This window comes from Arenibacter antarcticus (assembly GCF_041320605.1).
GTDB classification, from domain to species: Bacteria; Bacteroidota; Bacteroidia; order Flavobacteriales; family Flavobacteriaceae; genus Arenibacter; species Arenibacter antarcticus.
Genome location: NZ_CP166679.1, coordinates 595742 through 607286 on the forward strand (window position 1 = coordinate 595742; position 11545 = coordinate 607286).

At 38.6% G+C, this 11545-nt stretch carries 12 protein-coding genes; 3 read left to right on the forward strand and 9 right to left on the reverse strand.

The features are described from left to right. Nucleotides 1-4 precede the first annotated feature (4 nt). The 9 genes from nadA to KCTC52924_RS02575 all read right to left on the reverse strand — a co-directional run bounded on the left by nadA (nt 5) and on the right by KCTC52924_RS02575 (nt 9311). Nucleotides 5-931 (reverse strand): quinolinate synthase NadA, encoded by a 927-nt coding sequence (gene nadA, locus KCTC52924_RS02535; RefSeq protein WP_251809080.1) that lies wholly within the window; start codon nt 929-931, stop codon nt 5-7. Nucleotides 932-1093: 162 nt separating this feature from the next. Then, the gene (gene murI / locus KCTC52924_RS02540; protein WP_251809081.1) at nt 1094-1882 is read right to left on the reverse strand and encodes a glutamate racemase; all 789 of its coding nucleotides are present in this window, start codon (nt 1880-1882) and stop codon (nt 1094-1096) included. Between the two features lie 235 nt (nt 1883-2117). Then, complete coding sequence (locus KCTC52924_RS02545) at nt 2118-2627, reverse strand: OmpH family outer membrane protein (protein WP_251809082.1); 510 nt, start codon at nt 2625-2627, stop codon at nt 2118-2120. A 73-nt stretch (nt 2628-2700) separates the two neighbouring features. Further along, nucleotides 2701-3531 (reverse strand): OmpH family outer membrane protein, encoded by an 831-nt coding sequence (locus tag KCTC52924_RS02550; protein ID WP_251809083.1) that lies wholly within the window; start codon nt 3529-3531, stop codon nt 2701-2703. 100 nt (nt 3532-3631) lie between these two features. Beyond that, entirely contained in the window at nt 3632-6211 is a 2580-nt protein-coding gene (locus KCTC52924_RS02555) for an outer membrane protein assembly factor (protein ID WP_251809084.1), read from the reverse strand. A 4-nt stretch (nt 6212-6215) separates the two neighbouring features. After that, the gene (locus KCTC52924_RS02560; RefSeq protein ID WP_251809085.1) at nt 6216-6956 is read right to left on the reverse strand and encodes an isoprenyl transferase; all 741 of its coding nucleotides are present in this window, start codon (nt 6954-6956) and stop codon (nt 6216-6218) included. 7 nt (nt 6957-6963) lie between these two features. Then, a complete protein-coding gene (locus KCTC52924_RS02565) occupies nt 6964-7650 on the reverse strand; it encodes a DUF6089 family protein (RefSeq protein WP_251809086.1) in 687 nt (228 codons plus the stop codon). A 117-nt stretch (nt 7651-7767) separates the two neighbouring features. Next, nucleotides 7768-8649 carry an NAD kinase gene (locus KCTC52924_RS02570; protein ID WP_251809087.1) on the reverse strand — a complete coding sequence of 294 codons (882 nt, stop codon included), beginning with the start codon at nt 8647-8649 and terminating at the stop codon, nt 7768-7770. A 5-nt stretch (nt 8650-8654) separates the two neighbouring features. Beyond that, complete coding sequence (locus KCTC52924_RS02575) at nt 8655-9311, reverse strand: CBS domain-containing protein (protein WP_251809088.1); 657 nt, start codon at nt 9309-9311, stop codon at nt 8655-8657. Nucleotides 9312-9574: 263 nt separating this feature from the next. Between KCTC52924_RS02575 and KCTC52924_RS02580 the strand changes: the two genes are divergently transcribed. The 3 genes from KCTC52924_RS02580 to KCTC52924_RS02590 all read left to right on the forward strand — a co-directional run bounded on the left by KCTC52924_RS02580 (nt 9575) and on the right by KCTC52924_RS02590 (nt 11535). Then, nucleotides 9575-10288 (forward strand): pyridoxine 5'-phosphate synthase, encoded by a 714-nt coding sequence (locus KCTC52924_RS02580; protein WP_251809089.1) that lies wholly within the window; start codon nt 9575-9577, stop codon nt 10286-10288. Further along, a complete protein-coding gene (locus KCTC52924_RS02585) occupies nt 10288-11058 on the forward strand; it encodes an alpha/beta fold hydrolase (RefSeq protein WP_251809090.1) in 771 nt (256 codons plus the stop codon). Before KCTC52924_RS02580 ends, KCTC52924_RS02585 begins: the two co-directional genes overlap by 1 nt. A gap of 126 nt (nt 11059-11184) precedes the next feature. Continuing rightward, nucleotides 11185-11535, forward strand: coding sequence for a phage holin family protein (locus KCTC52924_RS02590; protein ID WP_251809091.1), 351 nt, complete (start codon nt 11185-11187; stop codon nt 11533-11535). Nucleotides 11536-11545: the final 10 nt, after the last annotated feature.

Below are 11545 nucleotides of genomic sequence, written 5' to 3' on the forward strand. Positions count from 1 at the left end.
GTTTCTACTTAGAAATTTCCAACATTCTCTCTATGGGGATAAGTGCCTTCTTCCTAATTCTTTCAGTGACGGTTATTTCAGGCGTTTCAAACAAAAGACAATCGTAAAGTTTCTGAATGGTATTGACTTTCATAAATGCACATTCGCTACAGGCACAGGTATTATCTTCTTCTATGGGAGCGGGAATCAATGTTGCCTTGGGTACTTCCTTCTGCATTTCATGCAAAATACCAACCTCTGTGGCCACGATAAATTTATTGTATGGACGTTGTTTTACAAAGGCGATCATCCCTGCGGTAGATCCGACATATTGAGCAACTTGAAGGATATGCTCCTCCGATTCTGGATGCGCAATTATGATGGCATCTGGATTTTGACGGGAAACTTTTAAAAGCTTATCTATGGAAAAAGCTTCATGAACAATACAACTTCCGTCCCACAATAACATATCCCTCCCCGTTTTCTTAATAATATACTTCCCCAAATTCTTATCGGGTGCGAATAGTATTGGTTTATGCTCTGGGATCGAAGAAATAATCTTAAGCGCATTAGAGGAAGTACAGACCAAATCGCTCATGGCCTTGATTTCTGCGGAACAATTAATATAGGTTACCACCACATGGTCTGGGTATAGCTTCCTAAAGCGTTTAAAAGCATCTGGGGGACAGGAATCTGCCAAGGAACATCCAGCGTTTAAATCGGGCAATAATACTTTTTTGGTCGGATTAAGTATTTTGGCCGTTTCTGCCATAAAATGAACCCCAGCAAAAACTATGATATCGGCCGCTACCGCAGCCGCCTTTTGCGATAATCCAAGGCTATCTCCCACATAATCTGCTACCTCCTGAATCTCTGGCCGCTGATAGTAATGCGCTAAGATAACCGCATTCTTTTTTGCCTTAAGCAATTGAATTTTTTGTTTAATATCCATTTTGGGGAGTCAATGTCCAATACAAACCTAATGGTAGCAAGAAGAACAGAAAATGACTTCTGTCATATTTAGGATATTTATATCCTTTATTGAAAATCAACTATGTTGAGCATCGGGGAGATAGGATATAAATTCTAAAAGGGACACAGTAAACACATCGATTTAAAAATCCAAAAAACGAATTTCATAGGCCACACCCGTCGGTTTGACAAAACTTTCCAACACCTCAACATCCTTATTGCTATAAAATTGAAATTTTGCTTTGGAAGTTAGAGGTGTGCATAAATTATAATTCTCCAAAACTTTTTTTGTTTGACGAGCCACCCCCTCTCCGGAATCTATAATTTTGACATGGTTTGGTAAAATATTAGTAAGCAAAGGGATTAAATACGGGTAGTGTGTACATCCCAAAACCAATTGGTCTATGCCTTCTTGAAGCATTGGCGCCAAATAGCGTTCCAATAGCGTCTTTGTTTTTAGAGAAGTAAGCTCTCCATTCTCTATCAACTCTACCAGACCGGTACCTTTCTGTTCCAGAATCCGTATCCCGTTAGCATGGCTCTCGGAAGTACTATGAAAAAGACGGCTAGACAAGGTACCTTTAGTTGCCAAGACCCCCACTTTTTTGGTCTTGGAATTTAGGGCAGCAGTTTTTATTGCCGGTTCTATTCCAATAATCGGCAGATCGTACTTTGCCCTGAGTTCTTCTATGGCATTGGTAGTGGCAGTATTGCAAGCAATCACAATTAACTTACACCCTTTACCGATAAGATAGTCAACATTTTTAATACTCAACGCTAAGATCTGTTCTTGTGATTTCTCACCATAAGGGGCATTTTTACTATCTGCCAAATAGATGGTAGATTCATTCGGAAGCAGTTTATGGATTTCCCTCCATATAGAGGTGCCACCAATACCAGAATCAAAAATACCTATTGGACCTTTATTCATTGAACAAAATTTAAGAGCTTAAAGTTACATTATTAATACTTTTCTATCACGAATAATATGAATCGGTTATTTGGGTACCCTAGGCATAGGATATAGGCACCCAAACGGAAAATGCTTCTTGAACAGCCCCATATTTAACCAAATCAGCTATACTACCGATAATGAAAAACCTAAACAATAAAAAAAGCCATGCAATTGCATGGCTCTTATTTACTACTCTTCTAATTCCGTTAGTTTAGAAACCCAATTGTTTCTTAACCTCTGGTAAAATATCTTTTCCCTTGGCTACGATAAGTCCACCCCCTTGGGTAGCGTCCATTACGTAATCTATTCCTTGAGCAGCGGCTACTGCCTCAATAGCTTTTTTGGCCTTTTCAGTAATAGGTCCTAAAAGCTCTCCTTGCTTCTTTTGCAATTCTTGTTGCGCAGTCTGTTGAGCCTCTCCAATATTTTTTTCAAATCCTTGCAATTCAGCAGCTCTCTTCTGATTTTCCTCTTCAGATTTAGAAGCGGATTCATTAGAGTACTGAGTGTACTTATTTCTCAATTCTGTCATAGAACTCTCGATATCGGCCCTATAGGTTTCCTGTAACTTTTTAAGTTCCGCATCGGCGGCTTTCATCTCTGGCATTTCAGAAAGTAATTTCTGTACATCTATGTGAGCAATCTTTGCCTGTGCGTTTACAAAACCAGTAGCTGCTACGAACAAAACTAAGGCTACCGCAAATTTCTTTATTTGTTTCATGTTTTTCATCAATGTTTGAGTGTTAATTTTAAAAATTTAGTTATATAAATGTTTGTAATGATTCCTTATTCTATTATTTGTCTTTTATATCGTCGATATCCTTTCTCCCGCTTCTCTCTTCGGCTTCCTGTTTCCTTTTAGCCTCTCTTTCGTCCAACAATTGTTTTCTTCTTGCCTCGTAAGCTTTCTTCCGTTCTTCTCTAATCCTTAGTTGCTCTTCCCGTTTTTCCTCAGCGGTTTTATTTCTTGCTTCCTCCGCTTGCTTAGCTAGTTCTTGCCGTTGCAATAGCGCATCGCTAATCTCCTCTTCAGCCTCTTCGTCCTCAAAATCTTCAAAACTATTTCTAGAGTCCTTCCTGTTTGGGGCGCTAATTTTCCTAGTTCTAGAGATCCCTCTTAATACCAAGTCGCTAATATCGTACCTTTTTTCTGAATACAACATTACAACATCTGCCGATTTATCAAAAATAAAATCATATTTTTTATTGGCACCAATTTTCTGTACTTCATTAAAGACCTGATCTTGTATGGGCTGTATTAATCTTCTTTTTTGCAAGACCAAATCGCCAGAAGGTCCAAATCTATTTTGTTGATATTCCAACATCTCCTTTTCCAAGATCTGTATTTCCTCTTCCCGCTCTGAAATCAATTCGGACGTCAGCAGCACTTTCTCCGCCATAAGATCTTGTTTCATTTGATCTATTACGGCCTTTTCCTTTTCCAGTTCAAGTTTCCACTTATGAACTTTATTGGCCAATTGCTCGTTAGCCTCCCTATATTCCTCTACATTTTCTAGGATATACTCCATATCCACATACCCTATTCTTACGCCTCTTTGGGCAGTGAGACTAGCGGTGGTTATGACCATCAAAAGGACTAAAAGTAATTTTCCGTTACTATTCATAATATCTTCGTTTTATACTATAGAAAATATCGTGCCAAAATAATGAATTATCCTAAAACGAGCCCTAAAACGCATAAAACTGCTACATTAATTTTATTGATTAGAACTGTTGTCCTATAATAAAGTGCGTTTGCCATCCACTAGGTCCAGCGGAGTTTGGATTGTAATCTTGATCAAATCCATAACCAAAATCGATTCCCAAAAGTCCAAATGCTGGCATAAAAATTCGCAGACCCACCCCGGCCGATCTTTTTATTTCAAACGGATCAAAGTCCTGAAAAGTATTGAATGCGTTACCGGCCTCTAAAAACGCCAGGCCATAAATAGACGCTGATGGTTTTAGGGTAAGTGGATATCTTAACTCCAAGGAGTATTTATTGTACACGATTCCACCGTCTTGTATTTGTTGACCAGAAATTGGATCTACACTATATGGAGTTAATGATTGGTTTTCATAACCTCTCAAAGAAATCACATCCCTACCATCCAAAGTATAGGTTCCCATTCCGTCTCCTCCAATATAGTAACGCTCAAAAGGCACTTTGCCCACTCTTTCGTTATAGCTGCCCAAAAACCCAAATTCGGCATTGGTCCTAAGTACTAATTTACCTACTAGAGTAGTATACCAGTCTCCTTTAAAGTTTACCTTATAAAATTCTAACCACTTAAATCGCTCTTGGTCTATTCGCTCTACCTCTGCATTGTTCTTTTCCTTAACAGCTATCTTTAAATCGGAATTTAACTGCTTATAGTCTTTGTTATTGAACAAGGAGAATGGCGGCGTAAATTTTGCAGTTATTTCAAAATTTGAACCAGATCTAGGGAAAATTCGTCCTCCACCGGTCGCATTTCTAGAAATCCCCAAGCTATAAGCTATAGAGTTAGATTGTCCGTTACCAAAGTTAAATAGTCCTAAATTATAATTTTTAAAATCGTATAACTGATATCCTATAGAATGTGAAATGGTAAAGAAATCATCTGGCCATTGCACCCTTTTTGCCAGACCAACGGTTATACCCGTAATGGAAAAGGTTCTGTTTTTATCTGGCTTTCTACTTACGTAGGGATTGTAATAAAATTGCTGGGTCCTAGAAAGCGACATATTAAAACGCACGGGCTTCTTGCCTCCCAACCAAGGTTCAGAAAAGTTAAGGCTGTACACCCTATAGGTTCTACTGGCTTGTAAACGCAGGGCAAATGTCTGACCATCACCCATAGGCACCGGCTTATAAGCCTCGCCATTAAATAAGTTTTTTATTGAGAAATTGCTAAAGGAAAGTCCCAAGGTACCAATAAAACCACCGCCTCCGTAGCCACCTTGCAATTCGATCTGGCTAGAGCCCGACTCCACTAAGTTATAAGCGATGTCTACCGTTCCTTCATTTGGATTTGGATTCTGGATGTCCGGTGTAATTTGCTCGGCATCAAAAAAGCCCAACTGACCCAATTCCCTAATACTCCTTATAATATCTGATTTATTATAGCGCTGCCCAGGCCTAGTTCGCAATTCCCTGAAAATTACGTGATCGTTGGTCTTATCGTTTCCGGCAACAGTTATATGATTCAAGAAGGTCTCTTTCCCCTCTATGATCCTAATCTCAAAATTGATGGTATCATTTTCAGCAGACATTTCTACTGGATTGATACTAGAAAATAAATAACCGTTGTTCTGATAGGCATTGGTTAAATCGGTAGCATCTGGGTCAGAGGCGTCCGCTATACGCTTTCTCAACAACACCCCATTATAGGTATCTCCCTTTTTCAGCCCTAATACTCTGGCCAATTGGCGATCGCTATACACGGTATTCCCTACAAAATCTATTTCTCCAAAATAGTATTTGTTACCTTCCTCCACTTTTATTTTTAGATCGATAAGATTATCACCAACCCTAACAAAAGTATCAGAAATTACCCTAGCATCTCTATATCCTTTTTCAGCATATTTATCTACCAAAGTAACCAAGTCTTCCTTGTAGTCTTCTTCTATGTATTTGGATTTTTTCCAGAAACGATAAAATTTCTTCTTTTTGGTGTTTTTTAAGGCCTTGCTAAGTTTCTTATCTGACAATTTTTCGTTGCCTTCAAAAACAATATCGTTAACCTTTACCTTTTCGCCCTTTTTAATATTGATCACCATACTCTGGGTATTGGTATCTACCGTATCCTTTGCAGTGGCAATATTAACATTGGCATTGAGGTAGCCTTTCTTTTTGTACTTATTCTGAAGGTAATTTTTGGTATTGGCAATTAAACTTTCGGTAATTTTCTTGCCTTTTTTAAGATCAGCATCCTTTAGGATTTCGGCAATCTTCCTCTTTTTAACTCCGTATACAGTAACGTCTGTAAGTGTTGGGCGCTCTATGATATTTAGTTCCAAAAACACATTTTCACCCTCAATATTGGTGATATAAAAGGTTATGTCCGTAAATAACTCCAAGCCCCACAGCTTACTAATTACCGCACTGATCTCATCGCCAGGCACAGTTATTGGTTGTCCTACCCTTAGTCCAGTATAGGTCTTTACAGTCTGCTCATTATAACTTTGGAGTCCAGTGACTTCCAAACCGCCAAGAATATATTGCTTCCCGTCCTCATAGGAAGGATCCTGAGCGTGGTTTATGGAAGTAAAAAAAAAGAAGGTTAATGCAGTAAAAAGGTTTAGGGCTATGATTCTTTTCATGCCTCTAGATAAGTTGTTCGCTTGTTTTTCCAAATCGTCGTTCTCTGTTCTGGTAATTTTTAATGGCTTCCAATAAATGATGCTCCGTAAAATCTGGCCAAAATACATCAATAAAATATAATTCTGCGTATGCAATCTGCCAAAGTAGAAAATTACTGATCCTATGCTCGCCACTAGTGCGTATCAAGAGGTCTACATCTGGCAAATTATGCGTGTAAAGATGGTTATTTATAATGGTTTCATCAATAATTTCAGGAGAAATTATATTATTTTTAACTTTGATAGCTATCTGCTGAATGGCATTCTTCAGCTCTTCCCGTGCACCATAGCTCAGCGCCAAGGTCAAGGTCATTCCTGTATTTTCGCTGGTTTTGGACATCACATCCAATAATTCCTTATGAGCCCTTTTTGGCAAAGTGGCTATATTCCCAATAGTATTTAATCTAATATTGTTCTTCTTAAGCGTTGCCAGCTCCTTTTTAAGAGAGGAAACCAATAGACGCATCAGCATATCCACTTCCAGTTTGGGCCTGTTCCAGTTTTCGGTAGAAAAGGTATATAGGGTGAGGAATTCAACGCCCAATTTCGCACAGTCTTCCACGGTCCTCCTCACGGTCTTCACTCCATTTTCATGGCCAAAAATCCTCAATTTACCTTGCTGCTTTGCCCACCTACCATTACCATCCATAATAATGGCAATATGTTTTGGCAGCGCTTTTTTGTTCTCTTCTGTTGTGGTAGTCATATATATGTTAGTCGAAGCAATCCTGACAAGGTTTTCTTCCAAAGGTATACGTAAGAGTTATACCGGAAAAAACATACCAATCATCACTGAAAATATTTCCAAATCTAAAGTTCTTATAATTGGACCCAGAGGGGTTACTAGCATCCAAATTATCTGTAAAGGTATACCTAGCCCCTATTTCTGCCCCTAAAATAAAAAACTGACTCAACCTGAGTTTAGCACCTACGGTCATGGGGATGGCAAAGGCCCCATCTTTCTGTTCTATATCCTGTAATTGCCCGGCATTAAAATAATGATACCCGTATCTAAAATACGTAATACCAGTATATAGATAAGGTGTAAATGCCGGTCCTAGCTGATGCAGGTTGTACTCTACAAAATTAAACTCCAGGCCTGCGGACACCTCCAAAACATTATTGTCCATCTTATAGTTACGCTGTTGTCTGGATGAAATATCAGATTTTGCATCATCAGCCGTAAATTCGCCATAAACAACACTTCCTCTCCATGCGTACCGCTTACTCTTGTTCCATTTAAAGATTCCACCGAAAGCTGGTCCCGAAGGCAGAATAAAATTAGATCTTCCCACATCACCAATATTATTGGCTCCACCAGCAAATAGACCCACCTCATAGGTCTGCCCACTTGTTTCGGCAAAAATAAACATAAGAAGCACTACAAGGAATAACCGCATTTATTATAAATGTTTGCAAATATAACCAATCCCATCCCTTAGACAGCAAATAATTATATTTTAGTTCTCTCCTGATAAACAGATTTTGTACTTATTTATTGTTTGGAAAGATAAGAATCAATTGCGTTTGTCTTCACCCCACAACAATTTATTCCTCAAGGTTTTCAGAAAGCTCTCGGAAGTATATTCTATCATTTTAATATTAAAAGGAGCTTTCCGTACCAAAATTTCCTTACCGTTGGGCACAGTAGCAATCCGAGAGTCTAAAGACACCAAATGGCTTTTTGCCCTTCCCGACACTTTGAGTCGGATTAAGGTGTCATCAGAAATAACCAATGGCCTTGCATTAAGGTTATGTGGAGCAATAGGAGTCAAAATCAACGATTTTACCGTAGGCGCCATTACAGGGCCACCGCAGCTTAGAGAATAACCCGTAGAACCTGTTGGCGTAGACACTATTAATCCATCTGCCCAATACGACGTTAGGTATTCATCGTTCAGATGAGTCTCTACCGTAATCATAGAGGTAGTATCCTTTCTGCTTACCGTAATTTCATTTAAGGCGAAATTTAAAGTTTTAAATTCTGGAATATCAGAAGACTCAGCCACTTCAACCAAACTCCTTTCCTCAATAGTATATGCGCCTGCAACGAACTCCCGAACCACCTTCCGAACATCCTCTTTTTTAAAGGTGGACAAGAACCCAAGGCGACCAGTATTTACTCCAACTATTGGAATATCCAAATCCCTAACATAGGTAGTTGCCCTCAATATGGTACCATCCCCACCAAAGCTTACAAACATATCAAAGCTTCGATCTAGCCCGACCAAATCGGTGAAAGTGGGGTAATCGCCCAACTTGTGCCGTAAAGAAAGAGAGTTAAAAAATAATTCTTCAAAGTAAATTTCCGCATTTTCATTTTGAAGCTCTTCTATAAGCTCCAGTACGTACTCCAATGCAGATTCTTGATAAGCTAGTCCGTAAATGGCTACCTTCATAATTATTACACGTTAAGGTATTTGTCCAAATAATCGGACCTTTGTTTTAAATCCTCTAAAAACTGATCATCATCGTTGCCATATAGAATGGTGTAATTATAACGTCTAAAGGATTGGATCACCTCATTTAAATGGGTAGCCCCAATTTTAATGGTTATCTGAATAACATCATTCCTACTATCCGTAATAAAAGCACCAATAAGTTTTAGATTATTGCTTTCTACTATCTGTGCGATTTCGCTAAAAGAATAATCCTTAATCCCCTTGGCGAGGACCAAAATACCGCCTGGTTCTGTAAAAAATGGCGTTTCAATAAAAAGGTTCACTACATCTATCAGGTCATAATACCCTACCACTTTACCACTATCCTCCACCACAGGCAAAATATTGGCGTCATTCTTCGAAAAAGCCTCCAACACATCTAACCAAGAAGCTTCAGGTCTCGCAAAAAAAGTAGCTAACTGATACCTATAGTCCTCAATTTGTTTATCCTCCTCAAAAGTGTCTAGGTCATTTTTTTCCAACACTCCCAAATACACCTCATTATCTACCACCGCCACATGCGAATAGGTAGCCTGCTCAAAGAACTGGATCACTTTCTTTAAAGAGTCCGTTACTTTAAAAACAGGTAATGTTGTTAATATGCTGTCTTGAATATGCATGACTATGTTTGTATTATAACGCAAATTACTAATAAAATATTCTTAGCACGAAATTAGAGACAAGTATTATTCCGCAAAGAATAAACTTAATGCCCAATATAAATAAGGGAGCGCTCCTATCTTAACCATCCCAGCAGTACACTTTAATAACCTATTCCCAAAAATGCACCAATTAGGTTCGTGCTGGATAAATTCTTTCACTATAAAAATATCAAAAGGTATGCCTAATTTGTATTTTTGCCACTTAAACATAGATGTTTGTTATGACAAAGCTTAGCGTTAACGTAAATAAAATTGCGACTTTAAGAAATTCGAGGGGAGGAAACGTCCCTAACCTAATAAAAGTAGCCCAAGACATTGAAGAGTTTGGAGCACAAGGGATAACCATACATCCAAGACCGGACGAAAGGCACATCACCTACCAGGATGCCAGGGACCTAAAAAAGGTGGTCACCACAGAATTTAACATAGAAGGCAATCCAATTCCCAAATTTATGGAGCTGGTCTTGGAACTAAAGCCTACCCAGGTTACTTTGGTGCCAGATGGTGTAGACGCTATTACCTCCAATGCAGGATGGGACACTATAACACACATGGATTTTCTTAAAGAGATTATCCAAACCTTTAAGAGCAACGGAATAAGGACTTCCATTTTTGTAGACCCAGACCTTAAGATGATCCAAGGAGCCGCATTAACAGGGGCAAACCGCATAGAGTTGTACACCGAAAGTTATGCCATTGCATATGCAAATGGCAACAAAACGGGGATAACTCCTTTCGTGGAAGCTGCAAAAGCCGCACACGAATTAGGCATGGGAATCAATGCAGGGCACGATCTAAGCTTGGACAATATTCAATTTTTCAAGGAAAGTGTACCAAATCTTTTAGAAGTTTCCATAGGGCACGCCCTAATTTCAGAATCTCTTTACTTAGGTTTGGAGAACGTAATTAACATGTATATAAATAAATTAAAATAATGCAAATTTTACATTCCAACATTATTGGCCAGGGAGACCCGATCTTGATCCTGCACGGATTTTTAGGAATGCTAGACAACTGGAAATCCATTGGCACAAAATATGCCGAGGAAGGTTTTGAAGTCCATTTGATTGATCAGCGGAACCACGGAAAAAGCTTCCATTCTGAACAATTTAATTATGACGTAATGGCAGCGGACCTAAACCATTATATGGTATATCATAAGCTACCTAATGCCATAATTCTAGGTCATAGTATGGGCGGCAAGACCGCAATGTTATTTGCGTGTAAACACCCGGAAATGGTAAAAAAATTGCTGGTTGCAGATATTGCTCCAAAATTTTATCCACCACACCACCAGGACATCATCAACGGATTAAATGCCATCCAAATCCACGATATAAGTTCTAGACAGGAGGCAGATGAACAATTGGCCAAATACCTAAAACAAACGGGCGTGCGACAATTTTTACTAAAGAATTTATATTGGGTAGAGAAAGGAGTCCTAGGTTTCCGATTTAATTTGGAGGTACTTAGTGAGCGAATGGATGAGGTTGGAGAAAATATTGGAACAACCGATTCTTATTCTGGTCCTACTCTTTTTCTTAGGGGCGATAAATCCGAGTATATCACCGATGCGGATCTCACGGAAATTAAAAATCACTTTTCTAGGGCAACTTTAGTCACCATCTCCAATGCCGGCCATTGGCTGCATGCTGAGAATCCGAAACAATTTCTGGCAAAATCCATCCCCTTCATTAAGGAATAGACTATTGAGAAGTTTCTAAGTTTTGTCTAACAGGAACCGAATCTACCAGCATTATATATAATTGATTAATTTTATAAGACGAAAATATTTTACAAATCCATCTAATCTAACCATAAATCACATCCTATGAATTTATTATTGAGAATACTCCTTAGTGCGGTTGCCGTAGTTATTTTAGCAAACATTTTGCCTGGAGTTGGCGTAGACAGCTACACCACCGCCATAATAGTAGCAATAGTTTTGAGCTTATTAAATTTTATAGTAAAACCTATCCTGATCATCCTCACCTTACCGGTAACCATTTTAACTCTTGGACTTTTCCTCCTAGTAATCAATGCCATTATCATACTTTTGGCAGATAATTTAATTGATGGTTTTCAGGTAGACAATATATGGTGGGCATTACTTTTCAGCCTACTACTATCCTTTTTGCAATCTATATTATTTTCAATTCTAAAGGATGACAAAAAACTTTAAGATACCTTTT